Below are 21,766 nucleotides of genomic sequence, written 5' to 3' on the forward strand. Positions count from 1 at the left end.
CGGGCAGCCTTTCCCGCCGTAGGCGGGTGGTGCGTCGATGGGTATCGCGCCGGACCGCTGTGCGGTGCGGGTGTGTGGGTGGGGACTTCGCCACCCGCCTCATCTCCAAGGCCTTATCCGAGGCAGTCGACGACTGACGTGCGGCCCCGCCCCGGCCGCCCTCGCCGTTCACTCCTGGAGATCGTGATATGTGCCGAACAGTTATATCGACTGTAAGCGTCTGTCAGTGTCAACCGCGCAAGAAGCTGTAGATCGAGGAAGCTATGGCCTTGCCGAGGGGGATGGGGACGGCATTTCCGATCTGGGTGGCGATTTCCGTCTTTGAGCCGCACCAGCGGAATTCGACCGGAAACCCCTGGATGCGGGCGGCCTCGTAATGGGTAATGGGTCGTCCCTCCTCTGGGTGCAGGTAGCGCCCCTTCTCAGGCTTGAAGAACTCAGTCCTGATCGTGACGGACGGCTCTCCGCGGCGCAGGCGTCCCATCACATCACCGGTGCCGGAGTTGTGATTGTCCCAGCTGTCGGTCGACAGGGGGCTCACTGGCGTCTTTACTCCCGGCGGGTTAGGCGATGCGAAGATTTCGATCTTGCCGGATTCGTGGACGGTGTACCACTTGTTGCGCAGATCCTTACGGTTTCCCCCCTCGGGGATAGCAAGGTAGCGCGCGATGGAGAGTTGCTCAGGGTTGCGGCCGAAGTGTAGATCTCTGGTCGTGAAGATTCCGGGAACGACGGCGTCGACCTCGGGGATGTGATCCTTGCTGTCCGGAAGCTCGGTTCCGCTTATGCGGAGTACCTTCGACTCATCGAAGACGCTGTCTACGGCCTTCCAGTAGTCGAGTCCTCCGTCAAGCCCGGTCAGCTGTTGGTCGGGAATCCGCCCGACACCCTTGGGGCGCCGGATGTGGGTCCTTGTCGGATAGGCCATGGCGCGGCCGTTGTCGATATCGCGACGTACCCCGATGACGATGGCCCGGCGGCGCGCCTGAACGGCACCGTAATCTGCGGCGTTGAGCAGGTATCGCTTGGTCTTCTGTTCCTCAGCGTCTGACGGCTGAGCGCCGGGCGGGTCGACGAGGCGGTACTCGGCCAGCAGGCCCCCCTCCCGTACCTCGCTCAGCAGGTTCTGGAATTCGCTTGACTTGAGGAATCGATCGACGTTCTCGATGACGAAGACCTTCGGTCGGATCGCTGCGACGATCCGCACGTACTCTTCCCAGAGGCGGTTGCGCTCGCTGCCCTTCTTCTTGCGGTTCAAGGCGGAGAAGCCCTGGCAGGGCGGACCTCCGACGACGACATCTGCGTGGAGGCCCGGCTGCGGCTTCCATTTTTCGATGTCGCCGAAGTAGACCCTGGCCTCTGGAAAGCTCTTGTTAGGACGACCGCTCCCGAAGTTCACGGCGTAGGTTGCCGCTGCCGCCTTGTTGTGCTCCACCGCGGCAACGCTGTGGAAGACCGGCCCACGACCCGACGCCCCGGCCGGTCGGAACTCGTGGAACCCCTGGGTGAAGCCGCCGCAGCCTGCGAAAAGATCGACGACGGTGATGGGCTCAGGGCTGGTGGGACGGGGCGCGCGCATGGAGCGATCTTAGCTTCGCAGGGCCGATGCGATGGCCAGTCCGACAGCGGTCGCCAGGGGAGGGGGCATGGCGTGGCCGATCTGACGGTACCGGGACGTCTTGCCGCCGGCGAATCGCCAGGCCTCAGGGAAGGCCTGGATCAGCGCAGCCTGCTCGACGGTCAGCCTGGGGCTCTCGTTGGCCGGAAAGTCGGGGCCTGGGGGTTCATCGCCCAGGCTGTTGCCGTTGACCCGGAGAGCAGCCCATGCCTTCTTGCTTCCGGTCGGGCCAAGGTCCGCACCGCCTCGTCGCTCGGATCCGCCCACCAGGGCCGGCGCGAGCCGGTCGGCTTCCTGGGACCACTGCGCCGCCCCTGGCCAGCCACGTGAGGCCATCGACGGGCCGAGTACTCGACCGACGGTCGGCGATGCGGTCTCGAGCGGCTCGGGCCAGGCGAAACGGGAGAAGTACGGTTCCCGAAGCGCTATGAGGAAACCGCTGTTCCGGTTCTGCGGGACGCCGAAGTCTGCGGCATTGAGCACACGCCAGGAAACCCGAAATTCGGCGTCGCCCAGTTCCTTCTCGATCCACTCCCGGTCGTCATGGAACGCCGGGCTCTCCACCAGGTCAGGGACATTCTCAAGGAGTACTGCCTTCGGTTTGATGGCGCGTGCCAGCTCGACAGCAGATCGAAGAACCAGCCGTTCCTCCATGTCCTCGGCGCGTGCCACGGTGGCGGACGACCTCACACGGGGTAGTCCACCGCTCAGCAGGTCGACGCCGATGACGTCGGGACGCATGCCGGAATGAAACTGCACGACGTCCATGCAGACGACATCCCATTCAGGTCGATTGAGATCGATGGTGAAGCACGCATCGGCTTTTCTGTCGATGAGGAGGACCGGGTCGAATCCCGCGAGCTCTAGTCCGAGTGCCTGGGCTCCGGTTCCGGCACAGATCTCCACCGACCTGAACCTCACCTCCGCCGAGGAAGCGGGGGCAGGACGCTGAGCGTCGACGGACTCCTGAGCCACGGCACGCAACTCGTCGTCCAGTGCCACTTCCTCGATGCCGTCGAACAGCACGAAGGGTGCCAGTCGAAGCAGACGCTTGAGGAAGTCGCGGAGGGTCTCTCGTTCGTTGAGCCCCTTCAGATCCAGGCCGTTCCAGACACGAAGGATGGCGCGCACCATGTGAGGACTTCCACCGAGCGCGGAACGGCGGGCGTAGATCTGGTCGAAAGCAGCCTCACCGAGGATCTTGAGTGCGCCGTAGGGATCCGATGTGTCGGAGGAGTGCACGAGCTGCGCACGCCACCAGAGCCGACCGAAAACATGACGGGTGAGGTCCGTCCCGAGAACGCGATCTTTCGGCGGTCGGGGGTAGCGCCAGTACGCGACGTCGGGGAGTACGGCAAGAGCGAGGAAGGCCCAGACGTCTCGCGAGGCCGCCTCCGCGGGGACCATGCCCATCTCCCCATGCAGGAGTGCGGCGAGCGCGAGATCGAATTCGGCGTTGCGAGTACGGACCGATGCGTCCGGGAAGCCGCCGCGTTCGGCGAGTTCCACCACTGCCCTGCGCAGCTCCTTGAGTCGCTCCACCGACACGCGATCGCCGCCTGTGGCCACGTAGACCGCCGACGGATGCGCGTAGGTCACACGCTCGGTGAGCTCGCTGATCGAGAGGTCTCGGTACTCCTCGAAGAGCCGGTGCGCCTCCTGGTTCAGCAGGCGCGGATACAGAAGGCTCATCACGACACCTCGAAGATCTTGACGGCGGCCTGAAGGTCCGAGGCGAAGAGGGCCGGTGACTGCAGGCGGCGCAACCGGACGTCGGTGATGGACTGCCCAGGGAAGAGCTGATCGAACAGGCTCAGGAGCGTGGCTCCGAGGGAGCCGTCGGAGTAGTCGGACTCCTCGGTGAAGTCTTCGTGGGCGAGTGCGTATTCGATCATGGTTCGTGCGGCGTCCGCGTACACCGCGGAGAGCACGATCTGATCGACTGCACGCGGTTTGTGGGCGTTCTCGAAGGCCGCGGTGGTGACTTTGTTCTGTTCGTTGACCAGGAGAAGAAGGGAACCCATCGTGGCGTTCTCCAGACTGCCGCTGATCTGCAGATGCCAGGCCGCCCCCTCCGGAAAGGACGTGTTGGCGAAGTCGATCACAGCCATGGGGAATTGTGGCGCGTCGCCCTGAAGACGAACCGACTCCCGGTCGCTCCAGAGCACTGAGCCGGCGCGACGGGGAGACGAGGGCCGTCCGTCGGTCCGGCCTTCGGCCAGAACCAGAGCGGTGTCGAGGAGAAGGAGTCCACCCAGGTCGGCCCCATGCAGCCGGACCTCCAGTTCGACATCGTGGACGCCCCCGTCGGTGAGGCGCGCGCGGTGGCCGGGGCCGCTCAGGTTGGATCCGGTGGCCGTCCACACGGTGGCCAGGGTGAGCGGCGTGTCGTCGGGCAGGCCGCACTGAGCACGAACGCGATCGAGGTCCACGCGAACACTCCTACGGAAAGAGAGGTCCATCCGGTAGTCCCAGTGCGGCAGCGCCTCGGGCAGAGACACCTCCCCGTCGTCGATCACGAGTCGCCAGGAAGCGGCCGTGACCACGTCCTCGGAGGGGCTTCGGTATGGGAGTACGCGCCTGCTCATCAGGTACTCACCGCCTCGACCCTGATACCGATCTCGGTCATCGTGTCAGGTGCCGGCCGTACGACGGCGCGCCAGACGGACTCACCGCCTTCGATCACGCAGGTTTCCGACGCGTGCAGGCGACCGTCGAGATCCTCCCAGCCGACGAGTGTCGGCATGTGCGCCCCGATAGGCGGATCGGTCTCGCGACCTCCCACTCCGGGGAGCGCCACAGCGAGGTCGACATAGACCCGCTGCGGTACGGGCACAGGCAGGCGGAATTCCTGGACGAGCACAGTGAGATCGCCGCGATCGTCGTAGTAGGGGTCTCCGACGTACTGCACTCGCGGCCGGCGTCGTCGTGCGGACGTGCCGGTCTCACCGGAGTCGGCGAGGTCGCCGTCGCTCGGGTCCCACACGTCATGAGCGGCGTCTTCGCGGCCGCCCGCTGACGCGGCTCCGCGTGCGCTGCCGGTCGCGACGGCTCTGCTGCGTCCTGCGGTCTCCTGGACCCCGGCGCGCGTGGCTGTGCTTCCGGGCTTCGAGTAGGCGGTCGCTCCGCCGATGCCCCAGGCCCCACCGACCAGCCCGGAGAACATCGTGCTCGCTGCTCCCAGGGCGACGCTACGGGCGCCGGGTCGGGTGACCCCGTCGAGTGTCAACAGCTGGTCGAGGGCTTCCTTGATGCGGGTGAACGTGGCGGTGACGAATGTGCTCTCGGGACGTTCAAGGGAATGAGCGTTCCACGCGTCATGAGTGGGAGGCTCGGCCTTCGCGTAGACCTCGTCCATGCTCTCGTCCGCGCGGAACACCCCGGCATAGGCGATGTTCTCGCTCGGGGGCTTGGGGCCCGGCCGGTAGGTCACCACCAGCTCGGCGGGACGCATCAGGCAGACATGATGAACGAGGCTCTCGATGTTCAGCATGCGTGCTGCACGACTCGGTTCCATAGGAGGGCGAATCCTCTTCACAAGCCCGAGGCGCCCGAGATGCCGCCTTGGCTTGTGGCACGCCAGATCGCGACCGTCCGGCCCGGTCAGCGTTTCGTAGGCGGACACGAACATGTCGAGGGGAGCGGTCGCCCGCGGATCCGGAACGGGGTGATCGACCCCGTCGCAGGAGACGGAGAACCGCATGGCGGGTGTACCCCCGTCGACGGAGATCATCTTCGGCCAGAGGTGCCAGGCGATGGTCTCGGCCAGATAGTCCGCCGCCTCAGAGAGGGACAGATCGTCTTCGTCCAGGCATGGATCGACAACGATCACGGCCGTGCCGGTCTCGTCAGGCCCGAAGGGTCTCAGCCCGAGACGGCGGGCAACGGTGTCCGCCTGCGATCCGACCAGGGGCTCGATGACCTCGCCCGAGGCATCACCCCACCAGTGGCGTCCCGTGAAGCGGCGTTTCTCGCCGTTCTTGACAGCTACATGACTCTTCCAGAGGGTGCACCCGATGAGCCGGGTCTCGACCTCACCCTGGGGATTACGGCACCGTGTGTGGACGAGAATCGTGCCTGGCTTCGAGAGCATGTAGAAAATGCCCTTTCCGAAGCCGTAGGTTCCGCCGCCCAGCGCCGTGTCACGGGGCTCGCCGATGTTGCGGATGAAAGAGACGAAGTCGCGGTCTGGCCCCACCGCATCGTTGGCACGAGTGGGGCCGCCCAATCCACGGGTTCCACGGTCTGAGACGGACAGAAGCCGGACTGAACCGTGCCTGAGTGTGTTACGCAGCGGGAAGTCGTCTGCGCCTGCGGGAGCACCCGCGAGCAGGAGTCCGCGCCATGTGCCGACGTGGGCGGGGCCGACGGTCGACAGGTCGATGCGGAAGTCGACAGGGCCGTCGGACGACGAGGAACGGGCATCCCAGCTGTTCTGAGCAGATTCACGCACGAGAATGGTGAGCAGGTCGAGCTCCGGGCGGCCGAGTTGATTGCGGATCCCCTCGGCGGCGCTAGCCCCTTCCGGCGGATACGGCTGGGAGAACCATCGGGGCTCGTTCACTGCGCCTCCTGGGTGATGGCGTCAATTACCTGCACCACCTCGTCGTCCGTCAGCGGCACGGGGAGGTCACCGGACAGATCTATCGTGTAGTCGACGTCCTGGACGGACACGGACAGGCCCGCATCGGCAAGGTCCCTGGCCGTAAGCCTGGGGAAGCCGGCGTCGACGGCGTACCATCTCTCCTCGTCGACGAGGAACCGCACATCGCGATAGCGGTCGGCGTCTCCCAGGCGGTATCCCGCGGTTGCGAGAAGCTCGAGAAGCGTTCCCTCGTCGTCGCAGAGTCGGAGAGCCCGAGCGACGAGCTCCACGACGGAAGTACCGAGGGTGGCCGCGGGCGTGGCTTGCAGGCGGAACCACACGAGATTGAGGGAACCGTCATCCGGGTGGTCGAGTTGGTCAAGTCCGTGGATACGAGGCCTCCGCCCGGCGGTGGTGCCGGCCTTCACCTCAAGGGCCTTGGGTCCGGAGGAGAAGTCGTGGCGATGCCCGTCCGGCCCGAGCCAGAGCCGGTGTGCACTCGGGTCCTGCTCCAGCAGACGGCAGAGAACGGTGAGCTCGCCGAAGAGTCCTGCGAGCTGTTCGCGCGTCAGAGGAGCTCCGTGAGCGCGGAAGAGCTCCTTCCAGCGGTCGAGCACATGATGGAGCGCCTTCAACGGATTCTCCGGGATGCTTTCGGCCGCGCTCAGTACGTCGACACAGAGCTCTGTGAAGAGATCGTTGAGATCGCTGCGCAGACATGCCAGGTCCGCATAGTGCTGGTAAGTCTCCTCATCCTCCAGGGGACGCCTGCGCAGCTGCAGAACCGGCCCGTCCAACCCTGGGCGCACCCTGCGTTGCGCTGAGATCGGCACGAGGACATGCCGGTACCCGTCGTGGTCGACAGCCACTGCCAGCCGATTGTCCTGCTCGACGACAATCGGAAGATGAGAGATACGCAGGCGCCGTTCTCCTGTGGGCTGTTCGGCCTCAAGGGCGGTCCAACGCTCCTCTACGAGCCGCCGCAGTATCTCCTCGCTCATGCGTCGTCGCTGTCGAGGATGCTGTAGTCCTCGTCTTCGAGACGAATATTGGACAGATCGGCCGAGATGTATTTCTCCACGGTGCTGTCCTGTACCGGAGCCGGGAAGACCAGGCCCACGCCGATGACGTGTTCCTCGGCGTTCAGGGGTTCACGCTTCAGCTTCGAAGGGCTGGGCGCCGAGACCTTGTCGATGGGGTAGAGGACCAACAGGCCGGTGTCGGGCAGTTCGACACGGCGCCGGTCCATGATGCCCTTCTCGGTCAGATTCGAGACGTCCCCGGCGAGGTCGACCGCGGCGTCCCGACGGCTCATCAACGTCTTGATATCGGCGAGGCCCGGCGTCGGATTCGGCACGGCCAGGCGGGCACGCACGTTGCGTCCCACAGAGACGCCGGGGGCAAAGGTGAACTCCTCACCCCTCGGGTTACCGACGATCGCGATGTTCCATCGGCGAAGCGAGCCTGCCGCCACCCGCTTACGGATGTACCCAGTCAGCAGGTCGGCGTCGTTCTCCGGGGAGTGCTCGTGGAACTTGTAGGTGGAGAGAAAGTCAAGAACCAAGTCGTAGGGAACGTCGCGATAGACGAATCGGCCTTCCGCCAGGCGCCTCTCCACCGCGACGGCGTTTGCGAGGGAGGCCCCGACCAGGGCACGGGCTGCGTTGATGTTTCCGCGCAGCCAGTCGCCGTCGGTATGGAAGTAGTGGGTCTGGACGCGCTTACCGCCGTACGAAGATGCTGCCGTCACGGCGTCGCGCATCTTCGCCGCAGCTGTGACACGCAGGTTGGGATGAGTACGTAGCCGAACCGCGAAGGTGAGTGGAGTCTCGTCCTCGGTCATGTAGATGTCGATGTCACGACGCATCTCGGTCTCGACCGTGGCGAGGTGTCGGAACCACTCGGCCAGTTCGTCCGTCATCCAGATTCTGGGGAGGTCCGCGTAGCCGTTGCGGAAACCGAACCAGCGGCCCATCTGGAGCAGAGTGTCGTACGCCGAGACGGCACGGACGAAGTAGCTGACCGAAAGACCTTCGAGGGTCAGGCCGCGCGACAAGGTGTTGCCGCCCACGGCGATCGCGGTGACGGGGCCGTTCTCGTAGTCCAAGCGGTCTTCGCTGTTCGAGTTGTCCATGATGATGCGACAGCTCTTGAGGACCTCGGGCAGCTCGGGAAGCAGCTCGTCGAAGGTCACCTTCGTCTCGCCGAACTCCTCGGCGGGCACGCGTGTGGTCTCCTTATCCCACAGGTCGCGCAGTCGAAGCAGAAGAGCGTTGTCCGACAGAGACAGGGCGGTGTGGTCGCGCAGGTGCTCCAACGGAGCACGGAAGCTGTCGTGCACCGTGGTGTTGACACTCGTGTGTATGAGCATCGTGCTGTGGCTGTTTCCCGTGCCGCGGACGCGTCGGGCGGCGGTGACCAGCCAGAAGTACTCGATCGCTGTCTGGAGCGTGTCGGTGATGACCGGCTCGAAGCCCTCTACGTCCGCTTTCGTCGCCGGCCGGACACAGGGGACGTCGTCCTTGGGGACGGACCGGATCATGTCGTGGCCGTCGTCGACCTGCTCGGGGTCCTCGCCGTCAAGCGCGTAGCGGCCGAACAGGACCTCTGTGCCGAAGTGACCCTGTGGCTTGGGCAGGTTGACTACGAAGTCCTTGGGGTACAGATCTGCGGCGCTCGGGTCGATCAGCAGGTTCGCGAAGGGCGACGCCGTGTATCCGACGTAAGCGGACCTCGGCAGCGTGCCCATGATGTCGAGGATCAGCGGATTGATCGACTTGGTCGCCACCGTCGCCTGGTCGGCCTCGTCGTCGATGATCAGCGTCGGACAGTCCTTCAGGTAGTCGGATGCCTTCTCCAGCCACTGGTAGAGCTTGCGCAGGACGGTCGCGTTCTTCTTCACCACACACAGCACGCGTGTGCCGTTGCTCTTCCCGAAGTATGAAGCCGGGTTCTCCTGTGGGGTGAAATCCCGGTCCAAACCGGTCAGTTGGGACCACATTGCAGGGTTCGGCTCGACGAGCTGCTGCACCAGTCGTGCCTGGGTCTGGCGGCGCAGCCCGTTGTGCACGCCCGCGAGAACGATGAACAGCTTGTAGCCGCGATCGGCAGCCTTGGCGATGACCGAGGTGAAGTTCGTCGTCTTTCCGGACTGCACGTAGCCCACGACGAGCCCACGGGTCGAGAAGGACTTCTCCTTGGGGTGGTTGAGCAGGGAGACGACTCGCGTGGAGGAGTCGTCCAGAGACCTGATGGCGGGTTCCTCTGGCCATCCGTCCTTGCGCAGGATGTCAACGATCGCAGGCCAGCACTTGTCCTTTGGGTGCGGCCCGGTGTACCAGGTGTCGCGATTGCCCAGAATGACCGCGTGGGGCTCCTCGAGCTCCCTGATGCGCACAGTCTGCTGTTCGTGTCGATCGCGGATCTGCTGGATGATCTCCGGGCTGATGCCGAGCTGTTCCAGCCTCTTGACCGCCTCCGAAGGCGGGAACGAGTCCAGGAGAGCCTTGAACGTGTCGTACATGCCGTCGAATGCATCGGTCATGGGCGGTGACCGCTCCCCTGTCTCGTGCGCTTGTGGTCGATTGAACCCAGGGGGCGCTCCGACGTCGTGGGGGCATCTGCGTGAGCAGCGTGCCGGCACGTCACCTTCGTTCAAGGTCATACATTATTGGGTGGCCTGACTCCTGAAAAAGGGCACGGCTCTCGCAAGTGGTACAGATGCGATCGCTCAGTGGCCGGAATGCGCCCGATTCCGCGGTGATCGATGCCCGACTCTGTCACCTTGACCGGCGATGCGACGGTCGTAGAGTTCTCGAACACGAGCTGCTGCCTCAGATGGGTCCTCGTGCTCCCACACGCGGAGCACGGCCCAGCCGGCTTCCTGCAGCAGCCGGTCCGTCTGGCGATCGCGCGCGCGGTTCTTGGCAGCCTTGTCAGCCCAGTATTCCGCGTTGGTCTGGGACACGGTGAAGTGCTCGGGGCACACGTGCCAGAAGCAACCGTCTAGGAACACAGCGATGCGAGCCCGGGTGAAGACGAGGTCGGCCGTTCTGCGGATGGCGGGAATCGGACGTTCGGAGACGTGGTAGCGGAGGCCCAGAGCGTGGACCGCGCTTCGCAGAGCGCGCTCCGGTCTGGTGTCGCGCCCCTTATTCGACTGCATGTTGCGGCGGCGAGCAGCCGAAGACGCCCAAGATCCTTCCGGAGGGTTCCACGGCTCCGGTTCCTGCATCGTTCCGCTCCTGCGCTCGGCTGCTGATAGCTCCATCCTTACGCCAATTGGACGATGCAGGAAACCGGCCGTGCATGGTCACCCCACGTCCGCCCCGTGGCACTCCCCATACGTCCGCCCCGACCCGCACCAGCAAGCCGCGCCCCTTGCCGGGGGCCACGGAGTCGCGCGGCCGCGGGCGGCGAGGGTGGTGGCGTATTGGGGGAGGAGGTCGGCGTTGGCGGGGGTGGAGGACTCGGAGGCGGCGAAGGCCTCGTAGGAGGGGACCGTGGCCGGGACGATGCCCAGGTTGGGGGTGCCGGACTGGGCGAGTTCGCGGAGGGAGGCCTCGATGTCGGTGAGGTGGGCCCGGTAGGTGGGGTACTCGGCCTCCAGCTCCGGGTAGGCGGCCAGCAGCTCGTCCAGTTCCGGTTCCGGCCAGTGGAGGACGGCGACCGGGAAGGGGCGGGAGAGGGCCGTGCGGTAGGAGCCCAGTTCGGAGCGGAGGCGGGTGATCTCGGCCTGGAGCTCGGCCGGGTCGGAGGAGCCGAGGGCCCACAGGCGCTTGGGGTCGTGCAGCTCGTCCAGGGGCACGTCGCCCGTGTGGAGGCGGTCCGCCAGGACGTCGTGGTCGTCGTGCTCCAGGGCGAGCAGTCGGCGGACCCGGTGGCGGGCCGCCAGGAGGGACTGCACCGCGAAGGAGATCTCCTCGCCCGGCACCACGAGCAGGGCGGCGGCCTCCGAGAAGGTGGCCTCCGACGCCTCCAGCTCGTCGTGGGACTCCAGCGTCTCCGCGACGATCTCCCACGGCGCCGGCTCCGAGGGGCGGGCCCGACGGACGCCGTCGATGATCGCCCGGGCCTCGGCCTCGTGCCCGTACTCCCACAGGTTCGCCGCCTTCAGCGCCCTGATGAGGAGGGGCCTGGCGGGGGAGGAGTCGAGCAGCGAGTCGTACAGGGACGTCGCTTGCTCGCGCTCGCCGGCCAGCTCCAAATGGGCCGCCGCGCGGAGCAGCAGGGGTTCGCGGTCCTCCGGGTACTGCCCCGCGGTGCGGAGCAGACGCTCGGCTTCGGTGGTGTGATCGGCAGGCGTGTCGGGGCGCATGTCGACCACCGTACTGCTGTACGCCCCTGGAGAGTTGGCGCCCCAGCGCTTATGGTGCGCGCCGTGCTGGTTCGGCGAGGGTCCCGGCGGCGGGGCCGCAGTCCGGTGGTCCGCCAGGCGCGCGCGGGGCGCGGGCCCCTGGCCCGTGCGCTCTGGGTCGGCGCGGAAACCCTCGTCACCTGCGGCGTTCTCGTTCTCCTCCTCGTCGTCCACCAGCTGTGGTGGACCAACCAGCAGGCTCGTGCCGACGCCGTCGCGCAGGTGCGCAACCTGGAGGAGGAGTGGGACTCCTCACCCCAGGCGTCGATCCCGGAGTCGGCGCCCGTGAACGTGGCACCTTCCGAGCTGCCCTCCGACAGTCCCGAAGCGTCTGAGAGTTCCGAAGGGTCCGAGAGTCCCGAGAGTCCCGAGGGTCTGAACCCCTCCGCGCCCGCCCCACCCGACGTTCCCTACGCCGTCCTCCGCATCCCCCGCCTCGGCCTCACCGTCCCCGTCGCCCCCGGCGTCGGCAAGCGGTCCGTCCTCGACCGCGGCTTCGCCGGCCACTACCCCGGAACCGCCGGGCCCGGCCGCACCGGCAACTTCGCCCTCGCCGGGCACCGCAACACCCACGGCGAGCCCTTCCGCCACATCGACCGGCTGCGGCCCGGCGACACCCTCACCGTCAGGACCCGCGAGCGCACCCACACCTACCGCGTCGACCGGATCCTCCCGCAGACCTCGCCCCGCGACACCGGCGTCATCGCGCCCGTGCCCCGTTCGCTCCACAAGCCGTCGTACGGGTACGACGCACCCGGCGCCTATCTCACGCTCACCACCTGCACCCCGGAGTTCAGCTCGCGCTACCGGCTCATCGTGTGGGCCAGGCTCGTCCCGCCGCGAGCGTGACCGCCGCCCCGCCCAGGCCGAGGGCCGCCGAGACGAGCAGGGCCGTGTCGGCGCCTGTCGTCGCCAGGGCGAGGGAGAGGGCCACGCCCGCCGCCGAGCCGATGTAGCGGGCGGTGTTGTTGGCGCCCGAGCCCATCGCCGCCCGCTCCTGCGGTACGGAGTCCACGGCGAGCCGCGGCAGCGCGGCGTTCAGCAGGCCGCTGCCGGCGCCCGCCACCAGCAGACCGGGCAGGAGGCGGAGCCACGCGCCCTGGGCCAGCGCGCCGTACAGGGCGAGCGTCCCCGCCGCCGAGAGCACGAAGCCGAGAGCCAGTTGGTACGGGGCGGAGAGCCGGCCCGCGAGACGGCGGGCCTGCAGGGCCACCACGAACGCCGTGCCCGACCAGAGCAGGAACAGCCAGGCCGTGGCCAACGGGGACATGCCCGCCCCGCGCTGGAGCAGCGCCGGCAGCACGCTGAAGAAACCGATCACCGCGAGGCCAGTGAACAGCGCCCCCGCCGTCGCCGCACGGAACGCCGGGCGCCGGAACAGCCCCAGGTCGATCATCGGCGTCCGGCCGCGCCGCTCGACCACCACGAACAGCGACGCCAGGACCAGGAAGGCGAGCGCGAGGAGCCCCACCGGCGGGCGCAGCCAGCCGTCCCGGCCGAGGGTGAGCGCGGTGAGCAGGGCCGCCAGGGCCAGGCCGAGCGCCAGGGCCCCGGCGACGTCCGGGCGCCCCTCCCGCGGCGCGCGGGACTCGGTGAGGGTACGGGGGGCGAGCGCGGCCACGGCCAGGGCGGCCGCCGCCAGCACCTCGTACGTCCAGCGCCAGCCGGCCAGAGCGCTGAGGGTGCCGGCGAGCAGCGGGCCGAGCGCGATGCCGGCGCTCACGAACGCGCCCCAGACGCCGGTCGCCCTGATCCTGTCAGGGCCCGTGGGATACGCGTGGGCGAGCAGGCCGAGGCTCGCGGCGAGGACGGCGGCGCTCGCCGCGCCCTGGGCGACGCGTGCCAGCGTGAAGGTGAGGGTGGAGGTCGCGAGGCCGCCGAGGGCGGTGGTGAGGCCGAGGCCGAGCGTGCCGAGCAGGAAGACCCTGCGCCGCCCGTGGTCGTCGGCGAGGCTCCCGGCCACGAGGAGCAGGACGGCGAGGCCGAGCGGGGTGCCGTTGAGCAGCCACGCCTGGGCGGAGGCCGGGGTGCCGAAGGCGCGGGCGGTGGCGGGGAGGGTGAGCATCGGGGCCGTGTAGTTCATCAGCGTGAGCGCGGTGGCGGCGCTGGTGACGGCGAGGGTCGCGCGGGGGCGGGGGGCTCCCCTTGATGGCGCGGAGGCGGGGCGGCCCCCGGCCGAGGCGGATGCGGTGCCCGAGGCGTGCGAGGCGTGCGAGGCGTGCGAGGCGTGCGGGTCACCCGAGTCATCCCAGTCACCCGAGGCACCCGAGGCACCCGAGGCGCCCGAAGTGCCTCCCCAGTCACCCGAGGCAGTCGTGGCAGCAGTGGCGGTCGTTGCGGCGCGGCGGGGCATGGCGTGCACCTCGGTTGTCGTCGGTCGGCCAGGGGGTGTAGTTGAGTTCGTTCAATGAACCTGACCGTATGAACCTGACCGTATCAGTTCAGGTTCATTCACTGAACCCACCGCGCTACACTCGGCTCATGGCCCTCGGCAAGGACTACGCGACCCAGCAGTGCTCCATCGCCCGCGCCCTCGAAGTCATCGGCGAGCGCTGGACCCTCCTCGTCGTCCGCGACGCCTTCTACGGCGTCCGCCGCTACAACGACTTCCTCGCCCACCTCGGCGCCCCCCGCGCCGTCCTCGCCGCCCGCCTCCAGGCCCTCGTCGACGCCGGCGTCCTCGACAAGCGCCGGTATTCGCAGGCGCCGCCGCGCGACGAGTACGTGCTCACCGAGCGCGGCATCGGCCTGTGGCCCGTGCTGCGCTCGCTCGGGCTGTGGGGGCGTGAGGCGCTGCCCGGCGCCGTGCCCGTGCGTCACTTCCACCACGTGGACTGCGGCACCGAACTCGGCCCCTACGGCGAGTGCCCGGCCTGCCGGATCCCCGTCCACCCCGCCGACGTCGAGATGCGGCCCGGCGCCGGCCTCGATCCGGACCCCGCGGATCCGGTCGGCCGGGCCCTCCTCGTGCCGCGCCGACTCCTCGTTCCCCTGGAACTCCCGGCGCCCGAAAGGCGTCGTGTATAACGGTCGGAAGATGCGAAAGGAGGAAGAGATGCTCAATCGGCAGCTGCTGCGCGTCCTCGCGCCGCTCCTCTTCCTCCTCGCCGTCGCCGATCTCCTGCTCTCCGAGGGTGCCGGTCTCTCCACGGCCTTCGCCATGGCCGCCGCCGCCTTCGTCTGCGCCCTGATCGGCGCCCGTACGGCTCTGCCCGTACCGCCCACCCGGGTGCGCACCGCCCTGCGCGACCGTGCCCGGCGTACGGCCTTCCTGCCGCAACGCGATCCCGACGCCTCCGGCCGCCGCAGGCCCCGGGCACCCGGCGGCCCCCTCCCGACGGCCGCGTAGGGGCGCCACCAAGCACATCGCGCATCGCGCATCGCACATCGCGCACTCCGCGCCGTGCGTACCGCGCATCGAAGAACGCGCATCCCACTCGGATTCCGAGGCCCCCACGCGGTTCCGTCCTGCCGACCTCATGAACATTCCGGCACGACGAGACCCCACGGAGGGCTCCCATGTCCGTTTTCGCCTCTCTGGTCGAGCACCTCGCCGACCTGCTCCAGCCGCTGTTCGCCACGGCCTCCACCGCCGCCGCCATCGTGCTCTTCACGATGGCCGTGCGCCTCGCGGTCCACCCGCTCTCCCGCGCTGCCGCCCGTGGTCAGAAGGCTCGCGTCCGGCTCGCGCCCCAGCTCGCCGAGCTGCGCACGAAGCACGCCAAGAACCCCGAACGGCTGCGGAAGGCGGTCATGGAGCTGCACGCCGCCGAGAAGGTCTCGCCCTTCGCCGGGTGCCTGCCGAGCCTGCTCCAGGCGCCCGCGTTCTTCCTGATGTTCCACCTCTTCTCCAGCGGGCGGATGGCCGGGCACAGCCTCCTCGCGGCGCCGCTCGGCGACCACTATCCCGACGCCCTCGCCCACGGCGGCCCCTTCGGCCCGGCCGGCCTGGTCTATCTCGTCCTCTTCGCGATCGTCGCCGCCGTGGCCACGTTCAACTACCGCACGGCCAGGCGGCAGAACGCCACCCTCGCCACCGGTGCCGTCGACCCGGGGCAGCCCGGCGCCGCGATGGCCGAGGGCCTGGCCAAGTTCATGCCGCTGCTCTCCTTCGCCACCCTGATCTCGGTCGCCGTCGTCCCGCTGGCCGCCGCCCTCTACATCGTCACCAGCACCACCTGGACCGCCGTCGAGCGCGCCTTCCTCTACCGGGACATGCCCGCGGCGGGCGGCGCCGGGGGCCGGGCGGTTACTCCCGCGTAAGGGTCCAGGGTGTGAACGGGGTCTTGCAGACTGACCCCTTCTCTTGGAGGATCGACCAATCCTCCGATGGCCGCACTCCATCGGCCGGGGCTCACCACGGCCCGCTCCCCGGGCCACCTCGACCACAGGGAGAAGACCATGAAGCTGCTGCGTGTCGGCCCGGCGGGGGCCGAACGCCCCGCCCTTCTCGACCAGGACGGGACGCTGCGCGACCTGTCGGCGCTGGTCGACGACATCGACGGCGGTCTCCTCGCCGACGGGGCCGCGCTCGACCGGATCCGTGCCGCGCTCGCCGCGGGCGTGCTGCCCGCGCTCGACGCGACCGGGCTGCGGATCGGCCCGCCGGTCGGCCGGATCGGCAAGGTCGTGTGCATCGGGCTGAACTACCACGGCCACGCCGCGGAGGTCGGGGCGGCGATCCCGGAGGAGCCGGTCGTCTTCCTCAAAGCCGCCGACACCGTCGTCGGCCCGGACGACATCGTGCTCGTGCCGCGCGGCTCGGTGAAGACGGACTGGGAGGTCGAGCTGGCGATCGTCATCGGCCGCACCGCCCGCTACCTGGAGACCGACGAGGAGGCCCTCGCCCACGTCGCCGGCTACGCCCTCGCCCATGACGTCTCCGAGCGCGAGTTCCAGATCGAGCGCGGCGGCACCTGGGACAAGGGCAAGAACTGCGAGACCTTCAACCCGCTGGGCCCGTGGCTGGTCACCGCCGACGAGGTGCCGGACCCGCAGGACCTCGGCCTGAAGCTGTGGGTCAACGGCGAGCTGAAGCAGGACGGGCACACCTCCGACCAGATCTTCCCGGTCGCCGAGGTGGTCCGCTACGTCAGCCGGTTCATGACGCTCTACCCCGGCGACATCATCAACACCGGCACGCCGGCGGGCGTCGCCATGGGGCAGCCGGAGCCCAAGCCGTACCTGCGCGCCGGCGACGTCGTCGAGCTGGAGATCGAGGGCCTGGGCCGGCAGCGCCAGGAGCTCAAGAGCGCCTGACGCGTCGGGTTGCCCCGAGTGCGGCCCCGAGTGCCGGGGCCGGGCGCTCGGGGCGGCGTTCGGGCGACGCCTCCGCCGCTCCGGGCGCGAGGCGTCGCGATTCCCTCCCGCTTTGTGCGTATTTTGCCGCTTATGTGCGCACCCGTACCGCCCCGGCGCCGTCGACAGCCGCCCGCCGCGTCGTCCGTGGCCGGCGCCGCCCTGCTCGCCGGAGCTCTGACCGCCACCGCCGCCGTCACCGTCACTGCCCTCGCCATCGGCACCGCCACCGGCACGGCCCATGCCACCGCCCTCGCCGAACCTCTCCCGGACGGCCTCGGTCCCTGCCTGCCGGGCAGCTGCCCCGGCCCGTACCCGGACATCCACAACAGCTTCGTCGCGGGCCGCGACAACAACATCAACGTCTTCGTCGGCGGCGACCTCCGCGTCCGCGAGGCGGCGGCCGAGGCCGAGGGCAAGGTCGTGGTCCTCGGCGACTTCGACATGAGGAAGCGGCCCGGCGTCTCGCAGGTCTACAACGTCGGCGTCGCGGGCGTCGGTTCACGCGTCCCGCCCGACAACGGCTCCGCCTTCCTCACCACGGGCGGCGACGTCACCATCGCCCCCGGCCAGCGCCTGCTGGCCGAGGAGGGCGTGGTCCACGGCGTCGTACGGTACGGGGGCACGCTCACCGGCACGGTCAGCCCCAAGGCGGTCGCCGACCCCAAGGCCGCCGACCCGTACAAGGGCCTCCGCGAGCGGCTGACCGTCGCCAGCCGCTGCTACGCGTACGTGGCGGGCGCGCCGCGCGCCGCCACCGGCACGGCCGTCAACAAGGGCGGCGCGACCGTCTTCACCGGCGACGGCAGGTCCGCGATCCAGGTCTTCACCGTCGACTTCGACCTGGAGTCGGCCAGGGGCGGTTCCCAGGGGCTGACCTTCAACCGGATCCCGGACGGCGCCACCGTCCTCGTCAACATGCTCGGCGCGCGGCGGACCGTCGACACGTACGTCAACGGCTTCCAGAAGGGGCTGCGCGAGCGGCTGCTGTGGAACTTCCCCGACGCGAGGAACGTGACCTTCGAGGGCAGCGGTCAGTTCGAGGGCAGCGTGCTCATCGGCGAGCCCTCCGGTACGGCGACGGTGACGATGCCCGGCATGAACGGGCGTTTCTACACGAGCGGTTCGCTCACCCATGCCTCGGTGGCGGGCGGGGGCGGCGGACAGGAGCTGCACGCGTACCCGTTCGACGGGGACCTGCCGTCCTGCGACGAGAACGAGCCCTCCCCGCCTCCCACCCCGACGCCTACGCCTACGCCCACACCCACGCCGGACCCGGACCCTGACCCGGATCCGAAGCCTGACCCTGACCCTGACCCTGACCCCGAACCGGAGCCTGACCCGGATCCCGACCCTGACAGCAACGGCGGCTCGACGAGCGGCGGTTCGACGGATGGCGGCTCGACGGACGGCGGCGCGGTCACCGGTGGCCACACCACCGGGGGCCAGACCTCCGGAGGGCACACCACCGGCGGGCACGCCACCGGAGGTCAGAGCACCGGAGGGCACACCACCGGCGGCGGTGAACTCCCCGACACCGGCTCCGGTTCCGCCGGTGCCAAGGTCTTCGCGGGCGTCATGGCCGCCGCCCTCGTCCTGAGCGGCGGTGTGCTCGTCGCCGTCAGCCGGCAGCGTCGTCGTACGAGGTGAGCAGCCGCTCCAGGCCGAGGACGACCAGGGCGTGGTCCTCGGCCTGCGGGAGGCCCGAGACCGTGACCGAGCCGATGACGCCGGCGCCCGCGACCGCGATCGGGAACGAGCCGCCGTGCGCCGCGAACCGGTCGGGGTCCAGACGTGAGGAGGCCTCGAAGGTCGTGCCCTTGGCGCGGAAGCGGGCGCCGACGAGGTACGAGCTCACGCCGTAGCGCTCCACGACCCGCCGCTTGCGGTCGATCCAGGCGTCGTTGTCGGCGCTCGACCCGGGCAGCGCGCAGTGGAACAGCTGCTGGGCCCCGCGCCGCACGTCGATCGCGACCGGTGCCCGCCGCTCCCGCGCGAGCCCGACCAGGGTCGTGCCGAGCGTCCAGGCGTCGTCGTACGTGAAGCGGGGGAGGACCAGGCGGGCCTCCTGCGCCTCCAGCACGCTGATCTCGTCGGGCGCCGCGTTCACAGCGCCACCGCCACTCCGTCGCGGGCGGAGACCCGCGCCGCCTCCAGGACGTCGAGCGCGGCGGCGGCCTCGTACGCCGTCACCGGGTTCTCGCCCGTCCCGCGCAGGGCGGCGGCGACGGCGGCGTAGTAGGCCGGGTAGTCGCCCGGCAGGGTCTCGACGGGCGTGCCGCCGCCGGTCAGCGGGGACTCCCCGGCACCGACGCGGCCCCACAGGTCCTCCGGCTCCCGGCCCCACACGGCGCCGGGCGTCGGACGCAGGCCCTCGCGGAGGGCGGCCTCCTGCGGGTCGAGTCCGTACTTCACGTAACCGGCCCCGCTGCCGAGGACCCGGAAGCGGGGGCCGAGCTGGGCGGTGGTGGCGCTCACCCACAGGTGCGAGTGGACGCCGTTCGCGTGGGTGATCGCGAAGAACGTGTCGTCGTCGGCCTGGGCACCCGGACGGCGCACGTCGGACTCGGCGTACACGCGGACGGCCGGTCCGAAGAGGACCAGGGCCTGGTCGACGACATGGCTGCCGAGGTCGTAGAGGAGCCCGCCGATCTCCTTCGGTGCGCCGGACTCGCGCCAGCCGCCCTTGAGCTGCGGGCGCCAGCGCTCGAAGCGGGACTCGAAGCGCCGGACCTCGCCGAGGGCGCCGTCGGCGAGGAGCGCGCGCAGGGTGAGGAAGTCGTTGTCCCAGCGGCGGTTCTGGAAGACCGACAGCAGCAGGCCGCGCTCGTCGGCGAGGACGGCGAGTCCGCGCGCCTCGGCGGCGGTCGCGGCGAGCGGCTTGTCCACGACGACGGGCAGACCGGCCTTCAGGGCGGCGGTGGCGACCGGGACATGGGTCTTGTTGGGGGAGGCGACCACGACCAGGTCGAGCTCGTCGGCCCGGGCGAGCAGCTCCTCGGGGGAGCCCACGACCCGCACGCCCGGGTGCTCGGCGCGGGCCTGCGCGGCCCGCTCCGGGTTCCCGGTGGTGACCGCGTCGAGGACGAGATCGGGGGAGGCGGCGATCAGCGGGGCGTGGAAGACGGAGCCCGCGAGGCCGTAGCCGACGAGTCCGACGCGGAGGGGGGAGACCATACGGATACTTTGGCAACGCTGTTGCCAAAGTGCAAGCGACCGGCACAATGGCCTGGTGAACTGGGACAACGGCCTCGGGGGTCGGGACAAGGGCAGGGGCCGGGGCGGGGCCGGGGCGGCCGGCGGAGACGCGGACCGGGGCGGCCTGCTGCCCGCGGCGCGCAGCCGTAACGCGGCGCTGGTGCTCGACCTGCTCCGCGCGGCGGGGGAGCACGGCATCAGCCGCCTGGAGCTGGCCGACGGCACCGGCCTCACCCCTCAGGCCGTCAGCAAGATCACCGCACGGCTGCGGGCCGAGGGCCTGGCGACGGAGGCGGGACGCCGCGCCTCCACGGGAGGCAAGCCGGCGACCGTGCTGCGGCTCGTGCCGGGGGCGGCGTACGCGATCGGGCTCCACCTCGACCGCGACGAGCTCACCGCCGTCCTGCTCGACCTCGCGGGAGAGCGGGTCGCCGAACACCGCTCGCCCCTGGACCTCGGGGCGGGCGCGGAACCGGTCCTGGCGGCGGTACGGGCGGAGGTCGCGGCGCTGACAGGAGCGGCGGGTGCGGCGGCCGCGGGTGCGGCGGCGGGGACGGTGGCGGGGGGGACGGTGGCGGGGGCCGGCGTGCTCGGGGCCGGGGTCGCCATGCCCGGGCCGCTGGACCATCGGACCGGAACGCCCGGCCGGGTCACCGGCTTTCCCGAGTGGGACGGCTTCCCGCTGCGCGACGAGCTGGCGCGGCGGCTGGGACTGCCGGTCGTGCTCGACAAGGACACCAACGCCGCCGCCCTCGGCCTCGCCCTGCGCCCCGGCGCGCCCGCGTCCTTCGCGTACGTCCACCTCGGTACGGGCCTGGGCGCGGGCCTCGTGCTCGGCGGGGCGGTGCTCCGCGGGGGCAGGACCGGGGCGGGGGAGCTCGGTCACCAGACCGTGCAGATCGACGGGCCGCCCTGCGACTGCGGCGGGCGCGGCTGCCTGGAGGTCCTGTGCCTGGCGGCCCTCGCGCGCGGCGACCTCGCCGAGGCGGCCCGCGTCCTCGGGACCGGGGCGGCCAACCTGGTGCGGCTGCTCGACATCGACCGGGTACTGCTGGGCGGCCGTGCGGTGCTGGCGGCCCCGGAGGCGTACGCGCGCGGGGTCCGCCAGGTCCTGGGCGGCCTCGGCCTCGGCCTTCCGGCGGACGTCGAGGTCGCCGGATCTCCCCACGCGGTCGCGGAAGGCGCGGCCCAGCTGATCCTGGCGCCGGTCTTCGGCAAGGAGTCGTCCGGCTCGTCGCCGAGGACCGACCCGGAGGTCTGATCCGGGTGTCCGCCGGGAGTCCGCTCCCCGAGCCCCGTTCCGGAACCCGGAAGCCCGGCGCCCCGGAAGCGCGGCGGCCCGGGAGCCGGTCCCGGGAGCCCGTGCCGGAGCCCCGTGCCGGGAGCCCGTGCCGGAGCCCCGTGCCGGAAGCCCGTGCCGGAGCCCCGTGCCGGAAGCCCGTGCCGGAGCCCCGTGCCGGAAGCCCGTGCCGGAAGCCCGGACCGGCGTCCCTGGAGCCCGGCCCGGAAGCCCGACGGCCCGGAAGCCCGCCCCGGAAGCCCGGAGGCCCCGCGCCCCGGAAGCGCGGCGGTCCGGGAGTCGGTCCCGGGAGGCCGTGCCGGAGCCCCGTGCCGGAAGCCCGGACCGGCGTCCCTGGAGCCCGGCCCGGAAGCCCGACGGCCCGGAAGCCCGACGCCTTGGTAGTCCGGCGCCCCGCAAGCCCGCCCCGGA

Annotated in this window: 18 protein-coding genes; 7 read left to right on the plus strand and 11 right to left on the minus strand. The window is 70.1% G+C overall.

The genetic code is table 11. The features are described from left to right. Positions 1–229: 229 nt before the first annotated feature. From ACFY7C_RS09500 to ACFY7C_RS09535, 8 genes are all read right to left on the minus strand, one after another. A complete protein-coding gene (locus ACFY7C_RS09500; RefSeq protein WP_389646421.1) occupies positions 230–1,579 on the minus strand; it encodes a DNA cytosine methyltransferase in 1,350 nt (449 codons plus the stop codon). A gap of 9 nt (positions 1,580–1,588) precedes the next feature. Continuing rightward, on the minus strand, positions 1,589–3,310 hold the full coding sequence (locus ACFY7C_RS09505) for a DUF6339 family protein (protein WP_389646424.1): 1,722 nt from the start codon (positions 3,308–3,310) through the stop codon (positions 1,589–1,591). Then, a complete protein-coding gene (locus ACFY7C_RS09510) occupies positions 3,310–4,137 on the minus strand; it encodes a hypothetical protein (protein ID WP_389646426.1) in 828 nt (275 codons plus the stop codon). The genes ACFY7C_RS09505 and ACFY7C_RS09510 overlap by 1 nt, the downstream gene beginning before the upstream one ends. Before the next feature lie 68 nt (positions 4,138–4,205). Continuing rightward, the gene (locus tag ACFY7C_RS09515; RefSeq protein ID WP_389646428.1) at positions 4,206–6,182 is read right to left on the minus strand and encodes a hypothetical protein; all 1,977 of its coding nucleotides are present in this window, start codon (positions 6,180–6,182) and stop codon (positions 4,206–4,208) included. Beyond that, the gene (locus ACFY7C_RS09520) at positions 6,179–7,204 is read right to left on the minus strand and encodes a PD-(D/E)XK motif protein (RefSeq protein WP_389646431.1); all 1,026 of its coding nucleotides are present in this window, start codon (positions 7,202–7,204) and stop codon (positions 6,179–6,181) included. The genes ACFY7C_RS09515 and ACFY7C_RS09520 overlap by 4 nt, the downstream gene beginning before the upstream one ends. Next, positions 7,201–9,747 (minus strand): Z1 domain-containing protein, encoded by a 2,547-nt coding sequence (locus ACFY7C_RS09525; RefSeq protein WP_389646433.1) that lies wholly within the window; start codon positions 9,745–9,747, stop codon positions 7,201–7,203. The genes ACFY7C_RS09520 and ACFY7C_RS09525 overlap by 4 nt, the downstream gene beginning before the upstream one ends. A gap of 186 nt (positions 9,748–9,933) precedes the next feature. After that, positions 9,934–10,473: a very short patch repair endonuclease gene (locus tag ACFY7C_RS09530; RefSeq protein ID WP_389646436.1), complete on the minus strand. Its 540-nt coding sequence runs from the start codon at positions 10,471–10,473 to the stop codon at positions 9,934–9,936. 42 nt (positions 10,474–10,515) lie between these two features. Next, a complete protein-coding gene (locus tag ACFY7C_RS09535) occupies positions 10,516–11,520 on the minus strand; it encodes an SEC-C metal-binding domain-containing protein (protein WP_389646439.1) in 1,005 nt (334 codons plus the stop codon). Between the two features lie 51 nt (positions 11,521–11,571). On the opposite strand from ACFY7C_RS09535, the gene ACFY7C_RS09540 reads away from it, so the two are divergent. Next, the gene (locus ACFY7C_RS09540; protein ID WP_389646442.1) at positions 11,572–12,408 is read left to right on the plus strand and encodes a class E sortase; all 837 of its coding nucleotides are present in this window, start codon (positions 11,572–11,574) and stop codon (positions 12,406–12,408) included. Here ACFY7C_RS09540 and ACFY7C_RS09545 read toward each other — a convergent pair. Next, entirely contained in the window at positions 12,371–13,912 is a 1,542-nt protein-coding gene (locus tag ACFY7C_RS09545) for an MFS transporter (protein WP_389646445.1), read from the minus strand. The genes ACFY7C_RS09540 and ACFY7C_RS09545 overlap by 38 nt on opposite strands. Positions 13,913–14,040: 128 nt before the next feature. Between ACFY7C_RS09545 and ACFY7C_RS09550 the strand changes: the two genes are divergently transcribed. From ACFY7C_RS09550 to ACFY7C_RS09570, 5 genes are all read left to right on the plus strand, one after another. Further along, the gene (locus ACFY7C_RS09550) at positions 14,041–14,586 is read left to right on the plus strand and encodes a winged helix-turn-helix transcriptional regulator (RefSeq protein WP_389646448.1); all 546 of its coding nucleotides are present in this window, start codon (positions 14,041–14,043) and stop codon (positions 14,584–14,586) included. A gap of 28 nt (positions 14,587–14,614) precedes the next feature. After that, complete coding sequence (locus ACFY7C_RS09555) at positions 14,615–14,908, plus strand: DUF6412 domain-containing protein (protein WP_389646450.1); 294 nt, start codon at positions 14,615–14,617, stop codon at positions 14,906–14,908. Positions 14,909–15,078: 170 nt separating this feature from the next. Continuing rightward, entirely contained in the window at positions 15,079–15,822 is a 744-nt protein-coding gene (locus ACFY7C_RS09560) for a YidC/Oxa1 family membrane protein insertase (RefSeq protein ID WP_389646453.1), read from the plus strand. Positions 15,823–15,960: 138 nt separating this feature from the next. Further along, on the plus strand, positions 15,961–16,818 hold the full coding sequence (locus tag ACFY7C_RS09565) for a fumarylacetoacetate hydrolase family protein (protein WP_389649411.1): 858 nt from the start codon (positions 15,961–15,963) through the stop codon (positions 16,816–16,818). Between the two features lie 132 nt (positions 16,819–16,950). Further along, the gene (locus ACFY7C_RS09570) at positions 16,951–18,507 is read left to right on the plus strand and encodes a choice-of-anchor A family protein (protein ID WP_389646456.1); all 1,557 of its coding nucleotides are present in this window, start codon (positions 16,951–16,953) and stop codon (positions 18,505–18,507) included. On the opposite strand, the gene ACFY7C_RS09575 is transcribed toward ACFY7C_RS09570, so the two are convergent. Together ACFY7C_RS09575 and ACFY7C_RS09580 are read right to left on the minus strand one after the other, a co-directional pair. Further along, positions 18,479–18,967, minus strand: coding sequence for a heme-degrading domain-containing protein (locus tag ACFY7C_RS09575; RefSeq protein WP_389646459.1), 489 nt, complete (start codon positions 18,965–18,967; stop codon positions 18,479–18,481). The genes ACFY7C_RS09570 and ACFY7C_RS09575 overlap by 29 nt on opposite strands. Then, positions 18,964–20,034 carry a Gfo/Idh/MocA family oxidoreductase gene (locus ACFY7C_RS09580; RefSeq protein ID WP_389646462.1) on the minus strand — a complete coding sequence of 357 codons (1,071 nt, stop codon included), beginning with the start codon at positions 20,032–20,034 and terminating at the stop codon, positions 18,964–18,966. The genes ACFY7C_RS09575 and ACFY7C_RS09580 overlap by 4 nt, the downstream gene beginning before the upstream one ends. Positions 20,035–20,089: 55 nt before the next feature. Between ACFY7C_RS09580 and ACFY7C_RS09585 the strand changes: the two genes are divergently transcribed. Further along, positions 20,090–21,316: an ROK family protein gene (locus tag ACFY7C_RS09585; protein ID WP_389646464.1), complete on the plus strand. Its 1,227-nt coding sequence runs from the start codon at positions 20,090–20,092 to the stop codon at positions 21,314–21,316. Positions 21,317–21,766: the final 450 nt, after the last annotated feature.

Source organism: Streptomyces sp. NPDC012769, assembly GCF_042901205.1.
Taxonomy (GTDB): Bacteria; Actinomycetota; Actinomycetes; order Streptomycetales; family Streptomycetaceae; genus Streptomyces.